The organism is Streptomyces sp. R41 (assembly GCF_041053055.1).
Classification (GTDB): domain Bacteria; phylum Actinomycetota; class Actinomycetes; order Streptomycetales; family Streptomycetaceae; genus Streptomyces.
On the sequence record NZ_CP163443.1, the window covers coordinates 932,777 to 958,245 of the forward strand.

Annotated in this window: 16 protein-coding genes and 8 pseudogenes; 16 read left to right on the forward strand and 8 right to left on the reverse strand. The window is 69.0% G+C overall.

Features of this window, described 5'->3' with window-relative positions:
- Positions 1 to 101: 101 nt before the first annotated feature.
- From AB5J53_RS04590 to AB5J53_RS04600, 3 genes and pseudogenes are all read right to left on the reverse strand, one after another.
- Positions 102 to 353: pseudogene (locus tag AB5J53_RS04590) on the reverse strand (WbqC family protein); the annotation flags it as partial.
- Positions 289 to 975, reverse strand: coding sequence for a YdcF family protein (locus AB5J53_RS04595; protein WP_369244359.1), 687 nt, complete (start codon positions 973 to 975; stop codon positions 289 to 291). The gene AB5J53_RS04595 and the pseudogene AB5J53_RS04590, both read right to left, overlap by 65 nt.
- Positions 972 to 1,577: pseudogene (locus AB5J53_RS04600) on the reverse strand (hypothetical protein); the annotation flags it as partial. The pseudogene AB5J53_RS04600 and the gene AB5J53_RS04595, both read right to left, overlap by 4 nt.
- Here AB5J53_RS04600 and AB5J53_RS04605 point away from each other — a divergent pair.
- Both AB5J53_RS04605 and AB5J53_RS04610 read left to right on the forward strand, forming a co-directional pair.
- A pseudogene (locus AB5J53_RS04605) lies at positions 1,569 to 1,964 on the forward strand (integrase core domain-containing protein); the annotation flags it as partial. The pseudogenes AB5J53_RS04600 and AB5J53_RS04605 overlap by 9 nt on opposite strands.
- A 31-nt stretch (positions 1,965 to 1,995) precedes the next feature.
- A pseudogene (locus AB5J53_RS04610) lies at positions 1,996 to 2,238 on the forward strand (transposase family protein); the annotation flags it as partial.
- A 181-nt stretch (positions 2,239 to 2,419) separates the two neighbouring features.
- On the opposite strand, the gene AB5J53_RS04615 reads toward AB5J53_RS04610, so the two are convergent.
- Positions 2,420 to 4,009, reverse strand: a complete 1,590-nt coding sequence (locus AB5J53_RS04615) for a hypothetical protein (protein ID WP_369252945.1) — start codon at positions 4,007 to 4,009, stop codon at positions 2,420 to 2,422.
- Positions 4,010 to 4,157: 148 nt separating this feature from the next.
- Here AB5J53_RS04615 and AB5J53_RS04620 point away from each other — a divergent pair, with 148 nt between their 5' ends.
- Positions 4,158 to 4,298, forward strand: coding sequence for a hypothetical protein (locus AB5J53_RS04620; RefSeq protein ID WP_369252947.1), 141 nt, complete (start codon positions 4,158 to 4,160; stop codon positions 4,296 to 4,298).
- Positions 4,299 to 4,639: 341 nt separating this feature from the next.
- On the opposite strand, the pseudogene AB5J53_RS04625 reads toward AB5J53_RS04620, so the two are convergent.
- Together AB5J53_RS04625 and AB5J53_RS04630 are read right to left on the reverse strand one after the other, a co-directional pair.
- Positions 4,640 to 4,780, reverse strand: a pseudogene (locus tag AB5J53_RS04625) (transposase); the annotation flags it as partial.
- Positions 4,750 to 5,031: pseudogene (locus AB5J53_RS04630) on the reverse strand (transposase); the annotation flags it as partial. The pseudogenes AB5J53_RS04625 and AB5J53_RS04630, both read right to left, overlap by 31 nt.
- Positions 5,032 to 5,204: 173 nt before the next feature.
- Between AB5J53_RS04630 and AB5J53_RS04635 the strand changes: the two are divergent.
- The 5 genes and pseudogenes from AB5J53_RS04635 to AB5J53_RS04655 all read left to right on the forward strand — a co-directional run bounded on the left by AB5J53_RS04635 (position 5,205) and on the right by AB5J53_RS04655 (position 11,202).
- Complete coding sequence (locus tag AB5J53_RS04635) at positions 5,205 to 5,876, forward strand: Uma2 family endonuclease (RefSeq protein ID WP_369244360.1); 672 nt, start codon at positions 5,205 to 5,207, stop codon at positions 5,874 to 5,876.
- A gap of 234 nt (positions 5,877 to 6,110) precedes the next feature.
- The gene (locus AB5J53_RS04640) at positions 6,111 to 8,975 is read left to right on the forward strand and encodes a DEAD/DEAH box helicase (protein ID WP_369244361.1); all 2,865 of its coding nucleotides are present in this window, start codon (positions 6,111 to 6,113) and stop codon (positions 8,973 to 8,975) included.
- A gap of 371 nt (positions 8,976 to 9,346) precedes the next feature.
- Positions 9,347 to 9,469: pseudogene (locus AB5J53_RS04645) on the forward strand (SWIM zinc finger family protein); the annotation flags it as partial.
- Positions 9,470 to 10,311: 842 nt separating this feature from the next.
- Positions 10,312 to 10,470: pseudogene (locus tag AB5J53_RS04650) on the forward strand (IS1380 family transposase); the annotation flags it as partial.
- Positions 10,471 to 10,488: 18 nt separating this feature from the next.
- On the forward strand, positions 10,489 to 11,202 hold the full coding sequence (locus tag AB5J53_RS04655) for a hypothetical protein (RefSeq protein ID WP_369244362.1): 714 nt from the start codon (positions 10,489 to 10,491) through the stop codon (positions 11,200 to 11,202).
- Between the two features lie 27 nt (positions 11,203 to 11,229).
- On the opposite strand, the gene AB5J53_RS04660 is transcribed toward AB5J53_RS04655, so the two are convergent.
- Positions 11,230 to 12,945, reverse strand: a complete 1,716-nt coding sequence (locus AB5J53_RS04660) for a hypothetical protein (protein WP_369244363.1) — start codon at positions 12,943 to 12,945, stop codon at positions 11,230 to 11,232.
- Between the two features lie 700 nt (positions 12,946 to 13,645).
- Here AB5J53_RS04660 and AB5J53_RS04665 point away from each other — a divergent pair.
- Positions 13,646 to 14,395, forward strand: a complete 750-nt coding sequence (locus AB5J53_RS04665) for a hypothetical protein (protein WP_369244364.1) — start codon at positions 13,646 to 13,648, stop codon at positions 14,393 to 14,395.
- Between the two features lie 589 nt (positions 14,396 to 14,984).
- A complete protein-coding gene (locus tag AB5J53_RS04670) occupies positions 14,985 to 16,544 on the forward strand; it encodes a hypothetical protein (protein WP_369244365.1) in 1,560 nt (519 codons plus the stop codon).
- 82 nt (positions 16,545 to 16,626) lie between these two features.
- On the opposite strand, the gene AB5J53_RS04675 is transcribed toward AB5J53_RS04670, so the two are convergent.
- Positions 16,627 to 16,782, reverse strand: coding sequence for a hypothetical protein (locus AB5J53_RS04675; RefSeq protein WP_369244366.1), 156 nt, complete (start codon positions 16,780 to 16,782; stop codon positions 16,627 to 16,629).
- An 844-nt stretch (positions 16,783 to 17,626) separates the two neighbouring features.
- On the opposite strand from AB5J53_RS04675, the gene AB5J53_RS04680 reads away from it, so the two are divergent.
- The 6 genes from AB5J53_RS04680 to AB5J53_RS04705 are packed head-to-tail and all read left to right on the forward strand — an operon-like array spanning position 17,627 to position 25,381.
- Positions 17,627 to 18,526, forward strand: a complete 900-nt coding sequence (locus AB5J53_RS04680; protein WP_369244367.1) for a radical SAM protein — start codon at positions 17,627 to 17,629, stop codon at positions 18,524 to 18,526.
- Entirely contained in the window at positions 18,523 to 18,957 is a 435-nt protein-coding gene (locus AB5J53_RS04685) for a DUF6375 family protein (protein WP_369244368.1), read from the forward strand. Before AB5J53_RS04680 ends, AB5J53_RS04685 begins: the two co-directional genes overlap by 4 nt.
- Positions 18,944 to 22,531: a hypothetical protein gene (locus AB5J53_RS04690; protein ID WP_369244369.1), complete on the forward strand. Its 3,588-nt coding sequence runs from the start codon at positions 18,944 to 18,946 to the stop codon at positions 22,529 to 22,531. The genes AB5J53_RS04685 and AB5J53_RS04690 overlap by 14 nt, the downstream gene beginning before the upstream one ends.
- On the forward strand, positions 22,483 to 22,695 hold the full coding sequence (locus tag AB5J53_RS04695; RefSeq protein ID WP_369252052.1) for a response regulator: 213 nt from the start codon (positions 22,483 to 22,485) through the stop codon (positions 22,693 to 22,695). Before AB5J53_RS04690 ends, AB5J53_RS04695 begins: the two co-directional genes overlap by 49 nt.
- The gene (locus AB5J53_RS04700) at positions 22,692 to 24,746 is read left to right on the forward strand and encodes a sensor histidine kinase (protein ID WP_369244370.1); all 2,055 of its coding nucleotides are present in this window, start codon (positions 22,692 to 22,694) and stop codon (positions 24,744 to 24,746) included. The genes AB5J53_RS04695 and AB5J53_RS04700 overlap by 4 nt, the downstream gene beginning before the upstream one ends.
- Entirely contained in the window at positions 24,734 to 25,381 is a 648-nt protein-coding gene (locus tag AB5J53_RS04705) for a response regulator transcription factor (RefSeq protein ID WP_369244371.1), read from the forward strand. The genes AB5J53_RS04700 and AB5J53_RS04705 overlap by 13 nt, the downstream gene beginning before the upstream one ends.
- Positions 25,382 to 25,469: the final 88 nt, after the last annotated feature.

The window sequence follows — 25,469 nt, forward strand, 5'->3', positions numbered from 1 at the left end:
AGACCTAATAGGGGGCGAACGGCCAACGTCAGGACGCCCGGTCCAGGTCGTGGCGCGGTTGAGGGAGACAGGGTTCTTCTCGCACCCGGAGGTGATCGCGGCTGTTGCCCGGGATCATCCAGCGCGGCAAGCCGGGCGCGGTGCTGGTAGTCGCGCCGCGCGAACTGGACGTCATCGAGAACGATCCACCGGTCTGCGGCATACAGCTTGGCCAGCGTGGACAGCCGCGGGAACAGATTCGGTTGGTGGATGGCGCACACCCCGCCGGGCGTCCCAGACCGGCGGGTGTCAGCTGTTGATGAGGCGGCTGTCGAAGCCGGCGCCCAGGAGGCGCTCGTAGGCGTCAACCACATCCCCCGGTACGTCCTGCGCGACGGCGAAGCCGAGCTTCGGGTACTCGATCACCCGTTGCAGGTCGCCGGCGAGCATGTCGACGACAAGCTTCTCGTCACCGATGAACTTGATGTAGTCGTCCAACTCCAGCGGTTCGGAGGCGCACACGACGTCCACCTCGGGCCACAGCTTGCGGCAGGTCGCGTACGAGCGGCGCTCCATGTACGGCTTGGAGATCAGCAGCAGCGACTCCACCTGCACGGCGGCCTCGGTCAGCAACTCACGGGACAGGGTGATGTTCTGCCCGGTGTTCGCGGCCTTCGACTCGACCAGGATCGCCTCGTCCGGGACGCCCAGGGCGAGCGCGTGCTCGCGGTAGTGGACGGCCTCGCCGCGCGGGAAGCGGGCGCGGGTGGTGGGGCTGTTGCCGCCGCTGAACACCAGGACGGGAAAGAGGCCGGCACGGTAGAGACCGGCCGCCGTGGTGGCCACACCGAGGTCGTGGCTGCCCAGACCGATCGCCGCCGAGCAGGGGCGCACCTCGTGGCCCATCTGATGGTAGTCCCAAATCAACGTCGCGTCGTGGAACTGCTCGTCGGTGATCTGCCGCTGCTGCTCCGGCACTGGCACTCCCTGACTCATCCCTGCTGGCCCCTTCCGATGCCCAGCTGGTGACTCAGCCCGAACTGCCGGGCCACCAGTGCCGCCTGGTCCAGGACGGACAGCCCATCATTGCGGGTTGCCGCATCCGACAGAAGGATGCACCCGTACGCGGTGTCCAGCCGCACACGCTGCATCGGGGAGTCGACCGTGCCGGCGGTGCGCGCGATGTCGATGTAGTGCAGGGCCTGCTTCAAGTCGCCAGCGCCGCGGTGGGCCAGGGCCAGTTTCTGGTGGGCGACCGACCAGTCCTCCGGCTCGCCCAGGTCCTCGAAGGCGCGGGTGGCGGCCGTCATCACGTTGGTGGCGTACTCGTTGTTGCCCTCCTTACTCAGGGCCGTACCCACCCAGAGCCGAGCTCTGGCCCGGTCGCGGGGGCTCAATCGCTCGTCGGTGGCGAGGAGTTGGTACTGGCGGGCGGAGGCTTCCAGCTGCCCGGACATCTCCTGGACGACGGCGAGGGAGAGTTCGATCTGGGCCACTCGGCGCGGGATGTCGAGTTCGGTGAACAGGCCGCGGGCAGTCCGGTAGGAGAGCGGGCCGAGGATTGCGCCTTGGTCCCGTTGGAGGTCGCCGAGGAGCGCGGCAGCCGGGCCAGATTCTTGATCCGTGACCGGGACTCGAAGTTCACGGCCGCCTTCGACGCCTTGCTGGCCGACGCCGGGCTGAAGGTCGTCACCACCGGCATCCAGATGCCGCGCATGAACTCCCTCATGGAACGGTGGATACAGACCTGCCGGCGCGAGCTGCTGGACCGCACCTTGATCTGGAACCAGAGCCACCTGATGCACGCGCTCCGCGAGTTTGAGAATTTCTACAACTGGCATCGACCGCACCGAACGCTGAAGCCAGCCGCGCCGCTTCGCCCACGACCCGAACCGATCCACGTGCCAGCGCACGTCAGGCACCTGGACGTCCGTCGACGAGACCGCCTCGGAGGAACCCTGCACGAGTACCAACATGCCGCCTGAACAGGCCAGATGATTAATCGGCACCCGCAGAGACAAGGGCTATCGAGGCGCAGGCGGCACGGTCCGCACCCCCTGCTGGGGACGGTGGGAGACCCTTTCCAGTGATCAGAAGGCCGTGAACCGGTCCCACGCGAAGATCCGCGCACTCGTCGAGCAAGCCGTGGCCACCCTCAAGTCCTGGCGGCTCCTTCGGAAGCTTCGGTGCTCGACCAGCCGGATCACCACCCTCGTCCAAGCCGCCCTCACCCTCCATCTGGCCAGCTCAGACCGATGATGGCAAAACCTCGCTGACAGTGGGTATTGCGGATCGTGTCCGCGCGGAGGGGCACTGAGTGGTGGCTCGTCCGGTGCAGCCAGGCGGCCCCCTCACCCTTCGGGCGTCCGTTGAAGCCTCTTGAGGAGACCTCCGCCGGCAGTTGGCACATCGTAGTGGCGGGCGGTTTCTACCGACCCGGTCAACCCGAGACCGAGCAGTCCAGGATCCGCCCGTCCACCGTCCCCACGACCAGCCGCTGTTGCTCCGCCCGGTACGCGGCGGACACCGGCGTGACCGGGTGGCCGTGCGCGCGCAGGGTGTGCCGGGCTCGCACCTCGCCCGTCGCCGTGTCCAGGGTCTCCACCTCACCGGTGAGATACACGACGTACACCCTCCGCTCGTCGCCGTCGAGATCGGCGAGCGGCTTGTCGGTGCCGTACACCCAGCGTGCCTCTCCGTCCGGCAGCCGGCGACTCACGACGTACGTGCCCTCGCGGGCTTCCACGTAGGTGGCGCCCTGTTCGTACGACCGGCCCGCGTGGACGAGGGTGTGTGTCAGCTCGACGGCCGGGCCGTACCAGGGCTGGAGTGCGGACGCCGGGTCCCAGCGCAAGGGGAAGAGGGCGCGCAGAGTGGCGGGGCCGTGGGCGCCTGGAGGATCGATCGCGTGGATCCACGGCGCGTCGTCGTCCGGGCCGGGGCCGTCCACATACAGCAGACGGGCGCTGTGTCTGACGTGCAGCGCCGGGGAGTTGGAGCGGCTGGGGGCGAGGCCGAGGCGTGCCGCCTCCTGATGCGTGGGGGCGAGCAGCAGCGCGGCGTGTGCCTCGCGCCCTTGCGGGCGCAGGGCGAGCCAGCCTTCGTCCGCGGCGCACAGTGCGGGGACCGACGGCACGTCCACGCAGTCCACCGCACCGCCATCCGCCGTCGATATCCGCCGAACAGTGGTCGCGCGGTCAACCGGGCGACCCGTCACCTCGTCGCGCCGGTAGCCCCGGTACGTCACCCACGCCGACTCGTCGTCAGGGGCCGCCTCGACCCGGACGCTCCCCTCCCCGTCCGCAGGAAGAGCCCACCTCAGCGCGCCCGACGGATCCCAGCATTCGAGGTCCGTGTGCCAGCCGGTGGCGAGCACCCGGCCGTCGGCCAGCACCGCCAGGTCCCGCACCTCCGCCCGCCGCCGCCACCGGCCCTCCGTCAGCCGCGCGAGGGTGTCCTCCACACGCGGGTCGTAAAGGAGCCCGCTCTCGACCATCGGATGGCGTGTGTCGTCGGGGTCGACCAGACCGGCCGGAGCAGACAGCCAGTCGTCCACCGCGACGGCCAGCTCGAAGCCCTTGCGGAAACCGCCGTCCTTGTCCTCGGGGGAGAGCAGCATCGCGAGCCTGCCGTCCTCCAGCCAGCGCAGGTGGCGCACTTGGCGGCTCTTGCTCAGCAGGTTCGTCACGCGCCCGGTCTCCAGGTGCAGCAGGAGCAACTGTCCCTGAAAGTCCCACGAGCCGTCGTAGCGGCCGGTGCCGACGGCGACGAGCGGCAGCTCGGGGTGAGGCTCGATGGCACATACGGAGTAGCGGGAGGCGACGACGTGGCGCGGACGGAGGGTGCCGGCCTCGTACACGCCGATCCGGTGGCCGAGCCAGTGGCCCGTACCGCGCCACATGACGTGCCCGAGGTCACCGGCCGCGATGACGCAGCCGTGACGTGCGTCGGTCACCGCCCACACGGGCCGGCCGATCTCGGCGAACGGCTGGTCCCCGAGTATCCGGCGGACGGTCAGCTCATCCGGCACGACAATCTCTCTCCCCCCAGGTGGCGCACAGTCTGCCAGGCCCGGCGCTTTCCTGCGGTCTTCCGAGGGAATCGACTCGTCCGTGTACGTGATCGGGAACGGATCCACGAGGCACGCGTACCGAGGCGAGCCAGGTCGCAGACTCACCTTGCCGTCGACAGCCGACCACGGCGCCTTCCGCACCGAGGGCGCCCACGAACTGCCCGAACCTCCTCTGACCAGCGAGCAGGTCGACCAGACCCTCGTCACTCTCGAGTGCACCAAAGAGGACTGCCGCGAGCAGTCCTGACCACACCAGAGACGAGGCCGCGGACAACAGCTGCGCATCACACCGGACCGGCGCCACACCGGACCGGTACCTCGGCCGACCGGCCGGGAAGACCCCGGACAGCACTCCGGGCGGCAGGACCACGGGCCGTCCGACCGCCGTCTTCCGGCTGCCCCGGCCGTGCTGTCCCACGCCGCCCGCACCTCACAGGGCATCCGCAGACGCCGGTGGGTTAGGGCCAATGCCGTGACTCCGTTGGTGATGTTGGTGGGGTCATGCGGCCGCAGTGCACGAGCGCGGAAGCGGCTCGATCGGCGGCGGGCTGTCGGTGGAGTGTTGATCCAGTCGGCGATGCGGGCGACGTTGCAGGCCAGTGCGGTGAGGACGTGCTGGACGTGGGTCTTCGCCAGGCCCCGGTAGCGGGAGCGGCGCAGGCGGTGGGCGCGAACGTTCTGCGAGGGGTGGCTTCGATGCCGGCTCGGATCGCATAGCGGCACTGCCACTCTTCGGTGGCCTGCTCCAGCCGGTTGCGCAGCTGGATCTCGTGGAGTTCGCGGGTGGGCAGCAGTGCGAGGGCACTTGGCCGGGTGACGGAGGTGGTGCACTGCGGGCGGACCGGGCAGGCCAGGCAGTCGGCCTTGGCGAACTTGACCTGGATGTAGCCGTGTCCGCTGATCCGCAGCGGCCTCCACTCCCGGCTGACCGCGCCTGGGGGCAGGTGGCCCGTCGGCGGTCCCAGTCGACGGGGAATGATGGTTTAGCAAAACCCGAACCGGCCTTGGCCTGACGGCTGTTGTCGGCCACGACGGGGCCGAGCAGGGTGACGCCGTGCACCCGGGCGGCGGCCCGCTCGATATGCGCCGGGGTGACGTAGCCGCTGTCCACGACGTGCTCGCACGGCAGTAACTCCCGCTCGGCGAGGTCGTCATGGATGATCCCGGTCATCTCGACGTCTTGCACCGTGGAGTGCGTCGTGGCCACGTGGACCACAAGCTCGGGGCGCTCTTGGTCGCAGGACTCGGTCAGGTGGACGCGGTAGCCGCTCCGGGCGGTGTCCCGTTTGACGCAGTAGTGTGCCTCGGTGTCGTAGGGGGAATCGAAGCGCAGGTGAGCCGGTGGCAGGGCGTGGCCGTCTCGCCAGCGCAGCCGCCCGTGCGCATCCCAGTAGTAGTGGTGGTGGACCCACGCCTGGCGCAGGATCTCGAACTGCGGCAGCAGCCGCAGGTGAGGCGGGCCGGATGCGGCCCAGGCAGCGGCGAGGATCTACGCGAGTGGTCACCCCTGGAGGGCACCCTGGTGGTCGTCGAGGTTGACCTCCTGCGGTCCGAGTCTGAGCAGCGCGACTGCGTCGAGAAGCGCCGCGCCTACGCCGAGGCCGGCATCCTCGTGTACCTGCTCGTTGACTGCGACACCTGCGAGGTCGTCGTCCACTCCGAGCCGGACGGCAAGCGCTACGAGACCACCGTCCCCCTTCGGCGAGCAGGTCGTACTGCCCGAGCCGGTCGGCGTCACGCTGGACACCGAGCCGCTCAAGGACTGGGTGCACTGACGCTCACGCGTCCTTTGTCCGCGCTGCGAGCGCCTGTCACGGGCCGATAGCATTGCGCCGTACAGCTTGTGGATGCGCGATGACAAGGCGTGACGGTGTCGCTTCAGCGCATACCCGCACCCCGGCTCGAAGGGCATCCGATCATGGCGCCTATCCTCCAGGTCGTCGAAGTGGACGAGCCTGCCGAGCAGAGGAAGCCGGGAGCGGTTGCGCCAGCTGCTCCAGCCGCGCTCAGCGCATGCGAGGCGGTCTTCCTGCCCGGAGATCCGGCCAGGGAGGGCCGCGTGGCGTTTTGGCGGGCGGACGGCGGCGAGCTGCCCGACTGCGATGTGGAGCCAGAGGAGCTCACCGTCGTGCGGCCGCACGGAAACGGGGTCCGGCGGCGGAACGTGACCGCGGTGCTGCTGCCGATCGCCCAGGCGGTGCCCGTACTCACCCGCGCTCGCGCCATGGTGCAGAGCGCCAACGCCTCCGCCTCCGTCTCCGCCGCGTTGTGGGGAGCAGGAGCCCTCATCGCGCTCCAACTCGCCGCGCGGGGGCGGCTGCTGCCGGGGCTGAGCCCCGCCGGGTTCGACGCCTGGCGGCTCGGTCCGCTGGACGGCGGCGACGTGCGCCGGATCCGCGACCTCGCGGCGGCGATGCCGCCGGAGGCGCGCGCGGTCCCGCTGCCGGGCTCGTCGCCCGTAGCGCTGCCCGCCGCCGAGCCTCTGCTGCGCGCCTTTCTGGACGCGGTCGCGGACGGCCTGCCGCGCTCCCCGGCGGCGCGCCACCTGACCGCCGGTCCGGCCTTCGCCGCTCGGATGCCGGTACCCATCCCCGAACAGCGGGAGTGGGCGGCCGAGGTGGCCGCCGGAATGGACGCGGGCGTGCGCGTCTCCCTGCGTCTGGAGGAAGACAGCGACGCGTGGGGCGGCAGCTGGGACGGCGAAGACTACGGCGGCGCCGGGCCGGAGTTCCGGGCCGTGGTGCAGCTGCACAGCCTCGCCGACCCCACCCTGGTAGTCGACGCGGCCGAGCTGTGGGCCGGGGATGCAGCCGCCCCGGAGCAGTTCGGCGCCCGTACCCGTATCGACGCGCTGCTGGCGCTGCGCCGCGGCGCGAAGGCATGGCCGCCGCTGTCGCGCCTGCTCTCCGCCGCCGCGCCCGATGTGCTGCAGCTCGCCGACGACGAGCTGCTGGACCTGCTCGGCGAGGCCGCGGAGCGGCTGGCCGCCGCCGGAATCCAGGTCCACCTGCCAAAGGGCCTGGCGAAGGAGCTGACCGCGACCGGCCTGCTGGAGCCGCCCCAGCGCAAGAAGACGCAGTCGGACCTGGAGACCTTCCTCTCTTCCGGTCAACTCCTTCAATTCAGCTGGCAGTTGGCGTTGGGCGGGGAGCCGCTGACCAAGGAGGAGATGGACCGCCTGGTCGAGGCGCACCGCCCGGTGGTGCGCCTGCGCGACCAGTGGGTGGTGGTCGACCAGGCGCTGGTCCGCAAGGTCCGCAAGCAGCGCGGCCGCGAGCTCACCGCGATCGACGCCCTGGGCGCGGCGCTGACCGGCGAGGTAGAGATCGACGGCAAGTCCGTACCGGTCACCGCGGGCGGCGCCCTGGAGCAGCTGCGCGCGCGGATCGCCGAGCCGGAGGCGGGCCCGGACGCCGCATCGGTCACCACCAGCCAACCCGCCATGCTCGCAGCTACCCTGCGCGACTACCAGCTCCGGGGCCTCACCTGGCTGGACCGGATGACCTCCCTCGGTCTGGGCTGCTGTCTCGCCGACGACATGGGCCTCGGCAAGACGATCACCCTGATCTCCCTCCACCTGCGCCTTCACGAGCGATCGGCCCACGGCCCCACCCTGGTGGTCTGTCCGACGTCTCTGCTCGGCAACTGGGAGCGCGAGGTGCAGCGCTTCGCACCCGGCATCGCCGTACGCCGCTTCCACGGCCCGGGCCGCACCCTGGACGACCTCGCGCCGAACGCCTTCGTCCTCACCACGTACGGCACATTGCGTCGCGACGCCCAGCGTCTGGCCGACACCGCTGTGCCGTGGGGCCTGCTGGTCGCGGACGAGGCGCAACACGTCAAGAACCCGTACTCGGACACCGCGCGGGCGCTGCGCACCGTCCCCGCCGCCGGGCGCATCGCTCTGACCGGCACCCCGGTTGAGAACAACCTCTCCGAGCTCTGGGCCCTGCTCGACTGGACGACACCCGGCCTGCTCGGCACGCTCACTGCCTTCCGCGACCGCTACGCCCGCGCGGTCGAGGCCGACGGCGACCAGGAGACCGCGAACCGCCTCGCCCGCCTGGTGGGCCCCTTCCTCCTGCGCCGCCGCAAGTCCGACCCCGGCATCGCCCCCGAACTGCCGCCCAAGACCGAGACCGACCAGCCCGTCTCGCTGGCGAAGGAGCAGGCGTCCCTGTACGAGGCGCTGGTGCGCGAGTCGCTGGCGGCGATCGGCGAGGCGGACGGGATGGCCCGGCGCGGCCTGGTGATGAAGCTGCTCACCGGCCTCAAGCAGGTCTGCAACCATCCGGCGCAGTACCTGAAGGAGAAGAACGCGAAACTCGCCGGCCGCTCCGGCAAACTGGAGCTGCTCGACGAGCTGCTGGACACGATCATGGCTGAGGGCGGCTCGGTGCTCGTCTTCACCCAGTACGTCGAGATGGGCCGGCTGCTGGAGCAGCATCTCGCCGCCCGCGGCACCGCGGCGCAGTTCCTGCACGGCGGGACGCCGGTGAAGCAGCGCGAAGAGATGGTCGACCGCTTCCAGCGCGGCGAACGGCAGGTCTTCCTGCTCTCCCTCAAAGCCGCTGGCACCGGCCTCAACCTGACCCGCGCCGGCCACGTCATCCACTTCGACCGCTGGTGGAACCCGGCGGTCGAAGACCAGGCCACCGACCGTGCGTACCGCATCGGCCAGACCCAGCCGGTGCAGGTGCACCGGCTGATCGCGGAGGGGACGGTCGAGGATCGGATCGCGGAGATGCTCAAGCAGAAGAAGGGGCTCGCGGACGCCGTGCTCAGTCATGGCGAGGCGGCACTCACCGAACTCTCCGACGCCGAGCTAGCCGAACTGGTAACGATGCGCCACAACGCCACGCCCTGGAGCACGGCCCGTCAGAGCACCACGCGCCAGAGCACCACGAGGGGAGGCCGCAAGTGAGCCCGCGCCCGACGAAGCCCAAGCAGCGGGCCCAGGATCAGCTCGCCCGCACTTTCCCTCCCTTCCCTCCGGCTCCCGGCCGCCGGAGCAGTTTCGTCTCAACCTGGTGGGGCGAGGCGTGGGTGTTGGCGCTGGAGGAGTGCTCACTCGATTCCGGCCGCCTCACCCGCGGTCGCACCTACGCGCGGCGCGGATCCGTGGGCGAGATGACGGTGGTCCCGGGCCGGATCAGCGCCCCGGTGCAGGGCAGCAGGCCGCGGCCCTACCGTGTGTCATTGGCGATCCCCGTCCTAGGCGACGCGGAATGGGACCTGCTCCTCGACGCAGTGGCGGCGCGCGCCGGGCACATCGCCGCGCTGCTGGACCGCGACATGCCCACCGAGCTGGTGCAGGACGCGCTGGCAGCGGGCGTGCGGCTGCTACCGTCCGCGAACGACCTGGAGCCGTCCTGCTCCTGCCCCGACTGGGGCTACCCGTGCAAGCACGGCGCCGCGCTGTGCTACCAGGTCGCACGCCTGCTGGACGAGGACCCCTTCGTGCTGCTGCTGATGCGCGGCCGCGACGAACAGCAACTGCTGGACGAGCTCGCCCGCCGCAACGCCGCCCACGCGGCATCGGAGGCGGCGGCCTCGGCGTCAGCGTCGGTTCCGTCCCCGCGCACTCCAACCGCACCGACAGGTACACCGGCCCGGGAGGCCTTCGCGGCGCGCGCCGACCTGCCACCGCTGCCCGGGCCGCCGCCCCTGCCCGAACGCGCCGGGCGCCCGCCCGTCTTCGCAACGTCCCGGCCCGCCGAACCGGGCATCGATCCGGAGGCGCTGGAGACCCTGGCCGCCGACGCGGCCGAGCGAGCCCGTCGCCGGCTCGCCGCCGCGCTGGCGGACGACGCACCACTGACTCCGGCTGACCTGACGGAGTGGCAGGATGCTGTGCGCATCGCCGCCGAGCACATGCAGATAGAGGTCTTCGCCCGGATCGCCGAGAGCACCGGTCGCCCGCTGTCCGAGCTCGCCCAGGCGGTACGGGCCTGGCGCCACGGCGGCACGGCCGCACTCGCGGTCCTGGAGGATTCCTGGACCCCGGACCCGTCCGTACTCGCCCGCGCCCGAGCCTCCCTCGCCGAAGACTGGGCGGACGGACGGCCTCCTCAGCTGCGCGCGTGGCGCAACCGCTGGACCGTCGTCGGCCGCGACCGCCAACTGCGCTACGGCCGCGACGGCCGCTGGTATCCGTACGGGAAGGAGGACGGCGCCTGGTGGCCCATCGGTCAACCCGACCCTGACCCCGCCACGGCCCTCGCAGCGCTGCTCGTGCTCCAAGATCGCCACTCATCCCCGTCTGGCGCCACCACCCGTTCTTCACCGACAGCCCCGCCCCAACGCTCCAGGCCGAGCGGGTACACCGCCACCATGCCGTCGTCGAGCAGGTCATCGCCGACAGCAAGGCCTCAGCCCTGGCTCACCTGCCCTCGGGACACTTCAGCGCCAACGCCGCATGACTGACGCTGTGGGCGATGGCCTACCGCCCCTCCACGCTCACCGAGGACGACTACCAGCAGCTCAAGGCGGTGCTGAACGGCTGTCCCGAACTGGCCACCGCGCACCGGCTGGTCCGCGAATTCGGCGACATGCTCACCCATCAGACCGGCGTCCTGCTGCCCGCCTGGATCGAGGACGCCGTCGAGGCGAACCTGCCCGGACTGACCGGCTTCGCCCGCGGCCTCGCCGCCGTCACCGCTGGACTCGCCCTCCGCTGGAACTCGGGCGGCACCGAGGGCGCCGTGAATCGCATTACCAAGATCAAAAGGCAGCGTGTCGATGAGTTGCTTGTGGAGCTGCTGGGCTTGGTCGGTCACGATTTCCTCTCCAACAGGTCTGCCAGGGCTGCGCACATCGGCAGGCCGGATTCGGGTTCCCGGCAAGCCAACCCTCTCGACGGGCGCCTGCTTCACCTACACCTTCTCCCTCGGCGGCGTGCTCGCCGCCGGGCGAATCAGCGACCCGATCCGGGCCTGGCAACTCGTCGTCCTCGCCGTCACGTCCATGGGACGTATGCGGAAGGAGCGTCCTGGACGTTCGCCCAGTTCAGAGGCATATTTCCGTACTCCTGGCGCCTGCCCTCCGGAGCCGCTGCACCACAGCAGCGAAGTACGGCAGCCACCGCAAGGCCATGCGAGCTTCAGTTGCTTGGCGTCAGCCCCCGAGCGGCCGACATGACGGATCGCTGAGCGTGACAGTGTCGGAGCGGGGGTCGCTCATGTGCATCCGGGGTCGTTTTTCGGCCGCAGGCCCGGCTCACGGACCATCGCGGTGATCTCGGCGGCGGCACGCTCAGCACGGCCTGGGCGGCGCAGCCGTCGCTCCAGCGGCGGGAAGCCGACACTGCCGACGCGGGCGTCGTCAACATTGGTGCGGCAACGGACGATCAGCTCACCTTGGGGGGTGTAGACAGCGCCGATGACATCCGCCCACGGGAGGTGGGCAGTACGCCACAGGCCGCGAACGTGCAGTCCCTTGGAGTCGGCGGTGATCCGCCAGATCATCATCCGGAGGCAGACGCTCACCCAGTACAAACCACCTACCGACCAGAAGGGCAGCTGCCACCACGTAGGGGAACCCGTGAAGAGCGTCCCCAGCAGCATGATGGCCACGACGATCAACGCCGCTCCGACGGAGCGCGCCACCGGACCTGCCTGCCACCGGACCGGTCCGGTAGCAGGGGTCATCGCGGCGAGGGCGTCTTGGACGCGGGCCTCAGCGGCCCGGCGGTGTGCGGCCGTGCGTGCTGTGCCGGGAGGGTATGCCCCGGGCTTGCCCATGCCGTCGGGAGAACCGTGCCGTATCGGGGACGCGGTCCCCTCGACGAGCCACTGCCCGGACTCCGTTGCGCTCGCCAGAATCAACTCACCTCCCTCGCGAGGTGCACCGTAGAGCAGGGCTTGGCGCAGTGCCGTGCGGGTACCGATGTGGGGCTCGTAACTCAGCACCGGACGCAGGGTGGCGGTGTCGTCGGCGGCGAATATCTCCGTACGCCCCTGATCGTGACGGGTCAGGACGCGCAGTACCGGGACCGGGGCGCGGTGCAGCGCCACCGCCCGGCGGCGGGAAAGCAGGCCCGAGCCAAGCACGGTGACACCGAGCCCGGCGAGGACGAGTGCCAGCGCCTGACGGCCGGTGCGGTCGCCGTAGGGCTCAGTGGCGAGCCGCATCCAATCGCCGTGCATCAGCACCGGCACGCTACTACCGACCCGATAGCTGCCCTGCGCGTCGAACCTGTGTCGTGTGTTATCGGAGAGGCGGACGGTGACGGTGTAGTCGTCAGTGTTGTAGGCCACGACTCGGGAGTTCTCCGACGTGGCCGTACGAGCCAGGCGGTCGTCTGCCCGGTCGTCCACGACGACGGTCGTAATCAGGGCACCGGCCACCGCGCACAAGATCGCCCCCACAATGCCGCGGACCAAGCCCCGGCGCCAAGGGCGGACGTCGTCCGTCGCCGGGGCAGGCACCGTGATGCCGCCGGCCGCGTCGAGCACGAGCGACCGTTGGCGGCCGCGCGCCCGCAGCCGCGCCACGACGGCCGCCCAGCCCCAGCACAGCCCCGCCACAACGACAGCGTCCGCGAACTTCTCGGCCGGCCCACCCAGCCAAATATCGGGATTGCTCATCCAGATCAGCAGCAACGGAGCGGACACGAGCGCGAGTTCCGGTAGCACAAACAACCACACCAGGTGCGGCAGGAAGAGCATCGATCCGGCCGCATCGAGCCAGTCCGCCACACAGGGCGCTGCCACCGTGCACATCGAGTCGGGCGAGAACATCACCGCCGCCATGACCACCGCCACCAGCAGCACCACAGCCGGCCCCACCGGCCGCGCCCACGCGGGCACCCGGACGTCCGCCCACCGCCTGGCATCGGCGGACACCCAGGGGCGAGCGGGAACATCCGCATACGGCACTGAACTCGTCGTCACCCGCGCATTATTCGTCACGGTTGTATGCCCCCTGCGCCTGGGGCCACCCCGAGTAGTACGCCCGGTGGCGAGCGCCGATCGATACTGCCGTTGCTCTCAGTTCCGGTCTCATTCACTGACGGTCGCGAGTGTTCGCGACCGTTCGCCGCTCCCCCGCGCTCCTCACGCGCGGACGGGCGGCACGTCGGGGGGCTGTCGCCCCAGGACAGCCACACTGGACGAGTCCCGCCCAAGTTGCTTGGGGACAAGGCAGTCTCTGGCCCACGGCGCCCAGAGTCTTTGTCCACACGTGGGAATGGGCCAGCACAGCGTCCAGTCCTGGGCTCGCTGCGACACAGCTCCGACACAGTGTGTGTATCCGTACCACAAGGGACTGGCTCCCGCGCAGGTCAGGCGGGGTGCGAGGCTCGATCGGCGCAATCACTCCGGAGCCGTGTGCGCAGGTTCGAATCCTGCCGGGGGCACCCTGTATGAGGTGCCCAAAGACCCCGTCACCAGCGGAAACGCTGAGGCCGGGGTCTTCGCGTATGTGCAGACGAGTGCAGCCCGAAGCGGCTCCATGTCGGGGTCTGTGGACGAGGCGTGGACGGGATCTTGGCCCATCGCCGCAGGTCACTGTCGGATTCCGGGGGCAGCCGGCTCACCCTCCCTCCTCAGCCGCCGCGGCGTCGTGCGGTGCTCGACTGCTTAGATCATCGGCATGACGGACTGGTCTCGGCTCCACCACGCGTACGGCACGGCAGAAGACGTCCCCGGCCTGCTTGACGCAGTGGGTCCTGACACGCAGGACCCCGGCTGGAACAAACTCTGGTCCCGACTGTGCCATCAGGGCACCGTCTACTCGGCGAGCTACGCGGCCTTGCCCGCTCTGACCGAGATGGCGCGTCAGTGGTCAGCGGTGAACCGGAGGATGGCCCTCTACCTGGCCGGCTCCATTGTGGCCAGCACAGATCAGCCGTACGGCGATGAGGATCCCCAAGTGACCTACGCCTCCCAGATATCCGACCTGGCGCATCTCACCGAGGAAGCCCTCCAGGACCCGGGACTCTCCGCCAACCCCACGGCTTACGTCGACTTGCTGGGCACACTGCTGAGTTTCCAGGGCGTCGAGGTCTGGGGCGAGCAGTTCGACGGCCTGAACGACGAGGAGTACGAGGTGCCCTGCCCCACGTGCGGCACGGAGAACTTCATAGTCCTCGGCGAGTACGGCTTCTTCTCGACCACAGACAGCATGTACATGAAGTCCTCCACCTCGGCGAGACAGGTGTCGTTGCGACCTCAGGCCCCCGGAGCCTTGGATGGGCTGGCCCAAAGACTCCACTCCCGCGCACTCGCAGACGGCCAGCCGGACATCGCCCGCAAATTGACCTACGTCTTCGGTAGCGCGCAGTGCGCCGAGTGCGATGCGGTCTTCAGCGTGGAGGAAGCCGTTGTCGCCCAGTGGGGCTGATGAGACCGCAACTGCCCACCACCACGAGCCGTACCGATTGGCGTCATCGCGAGAACAGCACCCTGCGTCGGAGACCATGGACCAGGCATGGGTGGGATCTTGGGGCATGAGACAAATTGAAGCCAGGTAGGCCTGCTCCTCGCTATCGTCCCGGTCTTGGACCGTGCCGCGGGTGGGGAGCCTGAGCGTTGCTGGGGCCGTCGTGCCGACTTCAGCGGCGGCCCACGGGCAGATGAAGGACGAGTTGGGGGGATCTCGTGGACGTGACCACGCTTGCCGTCGCGCTCATCGGCGTCGGGGGAACGCTGGGCGGAACTCTGGGTGGAGCAGTGCTTAGCCAGCGCGTCACCCGGGAGCAAACCCAGCGTGCCGATCGTGAACGGGCAGAGGACCGCCACGACCGAGCGCAGGAAGCCAGACGGGATCTCTATGCCCGTCTGAACACCACGGCTCGCGCTTACCGGGTCGCTGCCCGAGACGCAGTCCGAGCCCGGCGGTCACGGCCTGAGCCAGCAGTTCAGGCAACGGCCGCGGCGCTGTGAGACCGGCGTCGCTGTCTCGGTACGGGCCGGAGGTCGTCGAGGCGGCCATGTCCACGCTGTCGCGTCTGCCTCATCTAACAACCTACGTCGCGGCCGAGCGGCAAGCCGGGAACACCGCCTCTCCGCTCACCATCCTCCTGACCCGGCCCGAAGCCGCCTGTCCCGCGTGGGCCGCGGACGGCTTGCGTCAGGTCTGGGAAACCTTCCTACTCGAAGGGCTGCGCCGCAGCGGCCTGTTCACGATCCGGTCCGGTGAACTCGGTTTCGCTCATCACACGTTGCAGGAATATCTGGCCGCCTGCTATATCGGAGGTGACCCCCCGGCCAGCAAGCGGGCGGTGAAGGATCTCTTCCAAAAACGCCTGAAGCGGCCCCGCTTCTATCTGCCAAGGATGTGGGATCCCCCTTACGAAGACGACAACGACTCCTTTCTGGGCTTCCTCATCGACGCCTGGTCAGAATCCAGCAGCAAGGTTGCAGTCGAATCTGCACTGCTGCGCATCGCCACCCGCGGCGGCGACGATTGGATCGTGGAACAGGCGATGATAGGGACCCAGTTACCGAAGGATGCCGTAGCCATCGTGGCAGATATTTTTGTCGCACTGCCGAGCGAATTCAGCGATAGCTACTGGAACGTCACCTGCGCAAGCCAGGTGGCCAAGCTCGGAGACAGCCGCGGCTTCGAGACCCTTGCCCGTCTGGTCAGGGAGCCGTCGCTCGACGACGAGGACCGCTTCAAGGCCGCTTGGGAACTCGCCTACCTCTGCGATCAGCGAGGCATCGCCGGCCTCAGAGCGATGGCCGACAACACCGCGACCGCGCCCGAACCTCGGATTCGCGCAGCATGCGCCCAGCTGGAGTTCGCCGACCCCTATGGCGCCCAGGCGCTGGCCACCCTGGCCTGCGAGGATCGTGGCTCCGCGCCCTGGGCGCCCAAGCCAGAGCCGGTCCCCCGCACCGAGCTGGAACAGTTCGAACAAATGCGCCGCATAACCAATACCCTTCACCGGCACGCGAGCCAGATACGTTCGGATGAGGAGACCCAGCTCATGGTGGTTGCGGCCTTGTCATGGTCGAACGAACCACGCGACCGGGACACGCTCAGTGCCCTGGCCTGCGACCCCACCCTCAGCCCCAAAATCAGGATCATGATGGCGGCGGTGCTGGCCCGACTCGGGGACGCCCGGGGGCGGGACACCCTGGAGACGCTGGCCAGTGACAAGTCAGCCAGCGAGTTTGAACGGCTCGATGCCGCTGACGTGTTGGCGGAATGCGCCGATCCCCGCTATCAGCCGATCCTCGAGCAACTTGTGACCAGTTCCTCAACGGGGCATCCGTTGATGACAGGTGATGAGGGATTCCAAGCGGCCCGGCTGCTCATCCACCGCGGCGGCGAAGAGGGACTCAACGCTGTCCACCAACTCGCCGTCAACCCCGCCGTTCACGCCGCGATACGGCTCAAGGCCTCGATGGTGCTGACAGAAAGCAACGACTGGCGAGGGCTTCAGGCGCTGGAGATCCTCTCGCACGACCCGCTCGCCCGCCCCGAGGACCGCACCTGGGCAAAACGCCAACTCCGAAACGCGACACGTTCGCAAGGCCGGTGATCTAACCAGGGATGCGTGCTCGTGCCCGGCGAGCCCAAATAGGAGGTCCCCGGCGATGGTGTCCGGGACGACTGCCATCGGGTCAGCCGATCACGGTGTGGCAGACCACGAATGCCGTCGCCGCAGCACCGCACCAGGCCAGGGCGGCCGACGGCAGGGAACGGGTGGCTGCTTGGGTCAGGAGCCCCGCGCCGATGCCGCTGAGCGCAGCCAGGAGGATGATCAGTACCGGCCGCACCGACATGAGCATCTCAGGCGTTTCGGGGTTGCGAGTGGTGCGAGGGTTGATTCATGTCTCCTCGTGGTCTGCGTCTGCCGCTGATGTCTGCTGCGCCGGGCTGTAGGTCGGCGCGCGACGAGACGCTAACGCGTGAGGCGAAACAGTCTTCTTGTCGCAGCCGTTAACTCTGCGGCGAGCTCTGGCCTAGGAGCGGTCTGGGGGCTGTCGGCAGTTCCCGTGAACGAGTGGGAGGGTCGGCTCATGACTGGAGCGGGAGAGCTGGGTCGAGCGGCTCCTCGCACAAGCACTTCCAAGGCACGTCCACCCGACACACCCGGACCGGGGTAAAGTGAGCAATACCCGCTCTGCGGATCTTCGAACTCGCAGGCGGGCAAGGGAACTCCCCACACACGTGGGGGTTTGTCCTGCGAGGAGCACGCTCCCGTCGTATTCGATGAGTCTTCCCCTCGCACGTGAGGGTCTGTCGTTCCGAGGCTGGGAACGCCTGACCGCCCAGTAATATTCCTCCCCACGCACGTGAGGGTCGTTCTATAGCCGCGATGGCCTCCGAGGCTGCGCTGAGATCTTCCCCAAGCACGTGAGGGGGTGCTCGAGACGAATGTCCGCGTCGCGCCCTGTGCCCTCGTCTTTTCGACGCGCGTGAGGGTCTCTTTTCCCGGCGTCGGGGGTCGCGTCCCAGGGCAAGCTGGCCCACCGAGCTGTCTGGAGGCGTGCGGAGCAGGCTCCAAGTGGCCCTCGTCGGCGGACTTGCTGGCGTGATCTTCTACCCACTCCCCGGCAGTTGGTCGCTGCAGTGCCGCACCACTCCAGCGTCACCGGAAGCTCTGACATCATGCTGCCGATGAGCTGCAAGGTACGCATGTCCGCGTCTGGCGTTCACCTGTTCGACCGCGTTTCCGGGGTGAACGTGCTGCTCGACGAGGTGCCTGTTCCCGCCGAGCTCTTCTCCCGCGCTCCGCGGTACCTGTCCGTCGCGCTGACGAATGCGTGCGAGCTGCACTGCGCCTACTGCTACGCACCCAAGCATGCCGCCGCGCTCGACAGGAAGCGTGTGCTGGCATGGGCGGCCGAGCTCGACACCGCCGGGTGCCTCGGTGTCGGCTTCGGAGGCGGAGAGCCGACTGCGTACCGACGCTTCGCCCAACTGTGCTGGGACATCACCAAGTCCACGTCTATGGCGGTGACCTTCACGACGCATGGGCACCGGCTCACCCCCGAACTTGTCGGTTCGCTGCGCGGGGCCGTGCACTTCGTCCGTCTGTCCGTCGACGGGGTCGGAGCCACCTACGAGCGGCTCCGCGGCCGGCCGTTCGCGGCCGTGGTCCACGCGGCCGGGTTGCTCACCTCCCTCGCTCCGTTCGGTATCAATGCGGTCATCAACGCCGACACGATCGGTGAACTGGACGACCTCGCCGCGTTCGCCGCCGAGGTCGGCGCGTGCGAACTGCTGCTCCTGCCGGAGCAGCCGACCGCCGCAACCCCCGGCATCAGCGACACCGATGCACAGCGCCTCGTGGAATGGGCCGCGACCGCCCAGACCGGCGTTCGGCTCGCCATCTCCCGCACCAGTCTGGAAGCCGCCCTGCCCACCGCGGAGGCCATTCCCGGCGAACTCCCCCTGGACGCGCACATGCACCTGGACGCGGCCGGCGTCCTGCGCCCCCACGCTTACGCGTCCACGGGAGTGCCGGTCGAAGGCTTCATCATGGAAGCCGTACAGGCGTTGAGGGAGAGAGAATGAGGATCTGGAACGGCTACGGCTCGGAGCATTCGATGAACCTGGTTCTGATCGGCCGATTCCAGACAGTCACCGGTGCGCAGGCAGCGGAGGAACGTATGGAGGCTCTGCGGGCCCTCGCCGAGGCCGCGTGGTCCGACGACGACTGGCGGGGTTATGACGAGCGCATGCCTCGCGAACTCGCTGACGAGCTGGTCAAGTTGAAGCTCTACGATCTGGGCCGATCCGACGTTGACATCTACGCTCTTGACCACAGCGTCACCCGTGAGGCGGAGACGGTCCGCGTCTGGACTGAGGAGTCCGACGTCCAGGGTTTCTTGAAGGTGCTCCTCCACTACGGCGCGAAGGTCGAGGTCTTCTCCCGCCACGAATGGGATGAGGACGGGAGTGAGCGGTCGGATGCGAGCAATCGGAGCGACGGTGGATCTGACTGATCTAGCACGCCTGCCTGGCGCCGTCGACCAGAACTTCGAAGCGCTCACGCGGGCCGTCGTCTCCCGCCGATACGGGGCGCTAGGCACGATGCGGGAGCGCCGCAACCAGCCCGGGGTCGAGTTCTACCTGCCCGTCGACCATGCCGGCGGTCTGGGTGATCCCGGCCGGGTCTGGGGGTGGTCGTGCAAGTGGTTCATCCTGAACAGCAGGAACGAGTTCAGCGCGGGCCAGCGCACGCAGATCGAGGACTCCCTCACTTTGGCGATCAAACACGTCGCCGGGCTGACCGACTTCGTGCTGTGCCTTCCGCAGCGGCCCGCAAAGGGCGACGAGCAGTGGATCAACGGGCTCGCCCGGCAGGACGTCAAGGTCAGGCTGTGGTCCGGCGAGAACTTTGACTCCGAACTGGCCGGACACGATGAGCTCCGCTCCACCTTTTTCGGTGAACTCGTCCTCACCCCCGAGGCGCTGACGCGAGCTCACGAGCAGTCTGTGGCGCCGATCGCGGCCCGGTGGGCACCGCAGCTGCACACCGCGCACCACGTGCAGCACCGCATCGAGCGGGCCTTGCTGCGCCCGGCGTCGTTCGAGTGGCTGCAGCAACGCACCGACGACATCACGGCCCGGCTCCAGGCACTGCGCGCAGGCCTCGGCGGTCTCGACGCCGCGGTCCGGGAGGACGGCGAGAGGATCGCAGACGATGGGGAGGGGTTCGTCGATTACCTGCGCGCTGTCGTGGACGCTGGCAGGGGGCTTCGGCCCTGGGAAGTGCGTGAGCTCCTCGCCGACCAGCAGCCACCGCGAACCTCTCCGCGAACACTGCGTCGCCTCGTGCTCAAGCTCAGGCAGCGCCATCTTGCCCAGGCGCCACTCGTCACCGGTCTCGCAGCGGAGATCCGCGACATCGTCCAGTGGCTGACCGCGATGCAGTCGGATGTTGAAGCCCCGCTGCTCGCGGTTGTCGCCGCCGCGGGACAGGGCAAAACACACCTCGCCGCGCAGATCACCTCGCAGGCAGACCAGCCGACCGCCGGGGTGTTCATCCAGGGAGCGAGCCTGCACACCGGCGACACTCTCGATGATCTCGCGCGGCAGGTCCCCGGTCTCAGGGTCGACCGCTTCGACGATCTCCTGGAAGCACTCAACTCGGCCGGAGGCCGAGCCGGCTGCCGGATACCGCTGGTCATCGACGGACTGAACGAGGCCGAGCGGCCCCTGCAATGGCGGAACCTCATCGCCAGGCTGGTCCCAGCCCTGGACCGCTATCCCCACGTCACGGTGATCGTCACCCTCCGCGAGGTCCTTGCCGACCAGATCCTCCCGCAGACCACCGTGTCCCTGGAACTGGAGTGGCACCGTGCGGAAGTCGACGACATCCTGCGCGCTTACTTCGGCCACTACCTCATCAACCCAGGTGACGCGTGGCTTCCGCTCGACACTTTCCACAACCCGCTCTTCGTCCGCATGTATTGCGAGGCCGCCAACCACGACCGCCGGCAGCCGGTAGGAGCGGAGGCCCTGCCCCAGTCCCTCATCGGCGTCTTCGAGCGGTACCGCGAGGGTGTGACCGAGCGGCTGGCCCTGGACCCGGCCCGCATGCCGGTGCCGGCCGACCAGATCAAGCGCCGCCTCGCCACGCTGGCAAGGCACCTGTGGACGCACAATGTCCGCCGGCTCCCATTCGACGAAGCGCGAGAAATCCTCGACGCCGGCCAACCGGACTGGGCCGAAAGCCTCCTCCGGCGCCTCGTCGAGGAAGGAGTGATCTTCCGCGAGGAAATCAGGGGTTCCGACGACACCGAGTGCGGCTTCGTCTTCGACCGCCTCGCCGGATACCTGATCGCCGACGCGCTCTTGGTGCGCATGCGCTACGACGACGTCAACGAGCAGCTAGCGGAGGCGACGCTGTGGCAGTCCCTCCTGGGCGAGCAGACGCACTCACTGGGCGAAGACGTCCTCATAGCCCTCATCTCACTGGTGCCACGCCGCTTCACCGGACACCACCTGTGGCGCGTCGCCCCGGCTGAGCACCGTGCGTTGGTGCTCGCACAAGAACTCTTGACCGAGTCGCGGTTCCTCGACGACGAGACGGTCGACGCTCTGGCAACCGCGCTCATCACCGCCCCTCCCGGCACCAAGAGGGGACGTCCTGCATTCAGCCGTCTGTGGGAAGTCCGCAGGTCCGCGCCGCACCGCTTGAACGCTACCTTCCTCGACCGGGTCCTGCGCCAACTGCCCCTTGCCCAGCGTGACCTGAGCTGGAGCGAATGGGCCCGCGGCCGGGCCGAGAACCGGCTCACGGCAGATGTGGCACAAGCAGTCGATAGGTGGAGCAGGAGCAGCAGTCGCTCCGAGAGCGACGACCTCAACGCCCTGGCCATCGGCTGGCTGCTGACCTCCACGGACACGAGCATGCGGGACCTGGCGACGAAAGCCCTCCAGCGCTATGGCCGGCCCGAACCACAGCGGCTGTTCGACCTCGCCGCCCGGATGCTCGACGTCGACGATCCCTATGTCGTCGAACGCCTCGTCGCCGCGGCGTTCGGTGCGGCCAGCACCCACCAGATGCCCGACCCCGGCGGACCGCTGGAACAGGCTTTGCGGGACTGGCTGGTGCAACTGCGCGACCGTTTCCTGGACGGCGAGAGCACACCCACCTCGCATGAACAACTGCGCGGTTACATGCGGGCCACCTACGAATTCGCCGGCACTCTGCACCATGCCAGCGTCCCGAACGGGGTCGATGCCTTCGCGCTACGGTTCGCCGCCGCGGGACCCGCCGACGTGATGGAGGACGACGACCCCAACGCCGAGGAGTGCAATAGGACCTTCGGCCTGGACTTCGAGAACTACGTCATCGGGGGCGCCATTACCGGCAGGCGCAACTACGACTTCAAGCACCCCGCCTTCCTCATCGCCCGCGCCGAGGTCAGGGCCCGGGTATGGGAACTGGGCTGGCGGGAGAAGGACTTCGGCAGCATCGACCAGGCCATTTCCTCAAGCACCGACCATGCCTACGGCACTCGCAGGAAGGTAGAGCGCTACGGCAAGAAGTATGGGTGGATCGCCTATCACGAAATGGTCGGCCGTCTCGTAGACACCGGCCGGTCACCGTCGCCATTCGGGGAAGCGGAGCGCCTGATGCCCGACCTCGACCCGACCTTCCCGGACAGGCCCCCGGTGACGCCCATGCCCCTTCCTGCCTGGGCGCCCGCGGAGCCGACGGACGACCAACGCTGGCTCGTGTCCGGCACGGTTGCGGTGCCGGACCAGCTATGGTCGCCCGAGGAGCTCCATTCAGTGGACGGTGGCTGGCTTCTGGTCGAGGGATATCTGAACCACCGTCGTGACGGGCGGACGGTGTTCGGGTTCTTTCGCACTCTCCTGCTTGAGCCGCAGGACACGGTCCTCGCACAACAACTCGCTAACGAACGCCCGTATCCGGGCAACGACTTCTTTCCATCGCTGCCGACGGTCCGCGACGTACTGGCCGGGGAGAGGCCATCGCCGCGGTGCGCCCGCAGGTGGTACTGCTGGACATCCAACTGCCGGACGTCAGTGGGTTGGACCTGATACCGCAGATCATGAGCCTGAGTGAAGGCGTCTGCATCGTGTTGGTCTCCACGCGCGACGCGGCGGACTACGGACGGCGCGTGGCAGACAGCGGCGCCGCCGGGTTCATCCCCAAGGCCGAGCTGTCGGTGGCGACCCTCACCGAGGCCATCGGCAGACCATGATCGCGCCTCGCCGCCCCCGCATCGCGCCGTTGGGCCTCGGCCTGGTCTCCGGCGCTCTCGTTGCCGGCGGCTTCGCCTGCGGCGTCTTCGTGCCCAATCTCCACAACGGGCTGATCGCGGCGACGTTCACAGCCGTCGGAGTGTTCGTACTCGACCGGCGGCCGGGACATCGCGAGGGCTGGCTGTTCCTCGCAACCGGCGTCGCGCACGCGGTCATGTTCTTCGGGCGCCAGTACGCGGCCGGGTCCGCCGGCACAGGCGAGCCGAGCGCCGTGTGGCTCGGCTGGCTGGGCACCTGGCCGCTCGCACCGGTGCTGGCACTGTTCGGCGTCACCATGCTCTGCTTCCCCCACGGCGCGCTGCCCTCGTCGCGTTGGCGGGTCGTGGTGGCAGCGATGGTGCCCGCGGCCGCCCTGCTGTCGCTGACCTCGGCGCTGTGGCCGGTCGAGTACCCCGACAACGGCCTTGCCATCGCGCACCCGTTTCACCTCGCCGGCTACGAGACGGCACAACACCTGTGGAACGTGCTGGGGCCCACGGCCTATCTGCTGTTCCAGCTGGTGTGGGTGATCGGCGCCGTCGTCCGGCTCCGCCGCGCACACGGCGACGAGGCACGGCAGTTGCGCTGGGTCGCATACGCCGTGGTCATGGGTGGTCTCGCCATGGGCGCCGGGCTTGTCGCGTTCCGCACCCCCGCGCTCGGGCTGCTGGCCGTGCCGCTGGTGGCCGTCGCGGCGGCCGTCGCGATCGTCAAGTACCGGCTGTACGACATCGACCTGCTGATCAACAAGACCGTGGTGTACGGCGCGATGGCCGTCATCATCACGGTGGTGTACGTGGCCGTCGTGGCCGGGATCGGACGGCTCATCGGCGTTGGCGACGCCCACGGCCCGTGGTTGCCGCTGGCGGCCACGGCCCTGGTCGCCGTCGTCTTCGAACGGGTGCGGCGCCGCGTTCAGACGGCCGCGGACCGGCTCGTGTACGGGCGCCGGCTCACGCCCTACGAGTCGCTGGCGCGCTTGTCCACCCACGTCAGCCGCGGCGGCCACGACGCCGCCCTGTTCACCGGCCTCGCCTCGACCATCGCCGACGGCGTCGGCGCCGCAGAGGTCACTTTGTGGGTGGGCGCCGAGGCGGAACTCGTGGCGGTGGCCACTTGGCCTCCGGCGGCCGTCCCCGCCACGCCCGTCGTCACCGCGCCGACCACGCTCGCGGCGCTGGACGACGGCGGACGCACCCACGTGCGAGCTATCGACAGCCGAGGCGCCGTGCGCGGCGCGGTGACGCTGACCAAGGCACGCGGCGAAGCGCTGACCGTCGCCGAAGACCGGTTGCTGCAGGACCTGGTGGCACAGGCCGAACTCGTCCTCGACAACATAGGACTCGGCGAAGAACTAAGGCGCCGGCTGCACCAGATCGCGGTGCAGGCAGCCGAGCTGCAAGCGGCGGCACAACGCATCGTCGCAGCGCAGGACGAGGCACGCCGCCGTCTGGAGCGCGACCTCCACGACGGCGCCCAGCAGCGCCTGGTCATTCTCGCGCTCACCCTCCAGGCCATAGCCACGCAGGCGCCACCCGACACGGCCCTCGCCCACGCGATAGAGGACGCCCGCCACCAGCTGACCCTCGCACTGACCGAGCTGCGGGAACTCGCACGCGGCATCCACCCGGCCGTCCTCACCCGCGAAGGACTCGGCGCGGCCCTCGACGCCCTCGCCGAACGCTCACCGATCCCGGTCACCGTCGACGTACCCCTCGCCACGCGACTGCCGGGCGAGATCGAGGCGACCGCCTACTTCATCGTCAGCGAGGCCCTGACCAACGCCACCAAACACTCAGGCGCCACGACCATCGCAGTCACCGGCCAGCTCACTGACAGCCGACTGTGCGTGGAAGTGACCGACGACGGTAGGGGCGGCGCGAACGGACGGTGGGGCAACGGACTCCAAGGCATCCGCGACCGCCTCGCCACGCTCAACGGCCGGCTGACCGTGCACAGCCCCGCCGGCAACGGCACCCGACTCCGAGCGGAGATCCCATGCGCGTGGTAGTCGCCGACGACGCCGTCCTCTTCCGCGAGGGCGTGGCCCGCATCCTGGCTGAGGCCGGCTTCGACGTCACCGGCCAGGCCGACGACGCCGCCGAACTGATGGCACTCGTACGACACGAACCACCCGCCGTCGCGATCATCGACATCCGGATGCCACCCGGCCACGTGGACGAGGGAATGCAGGCCGCCATCCAACTCAGGCGCGCACACCCCGACGTCGGACTGCTGCTGCTGTCGCAGCACGTCGAAACGTCCTACGCCATGCAACTGATGACCGAATTCGAATCCGGCGTCGGGTACCTGCTCAAGGACCGGGTCGCCGACCTGCAGACGTTCGCCAACGACGTGCGGCGGGTCGCGAATGGCGACTGCGTACTCGACTCCGAACTCGTCGCCCGCCTCCTCGGCCGCAAGCGCGTCCACGACCCGCTGACTGCGCTCACCCGACGCGAGCGACGGGTCTTGGAACTCATGGCCCAGGGCCGCTCCAACCTCGCCCTGTCCGCAGAACTGTTCCTGAGCCCCAAGACCGTCGAAGCGCACGTCCGGAGCATCTTCACCAAGCTCAACCTCCCCCAGGACGCCGCCGGCCACCGCCGCGTCCTCGCCGTCCTCGCATACCTCCGCGCTTGTTGAAAGGCTCGGTGAAAGACGCAAGCGCACGGCGGCCTGCCGGCACGACCGGCTTTCAAAGTCAGTAGTTGCATTCCTGAACCAGTCACGC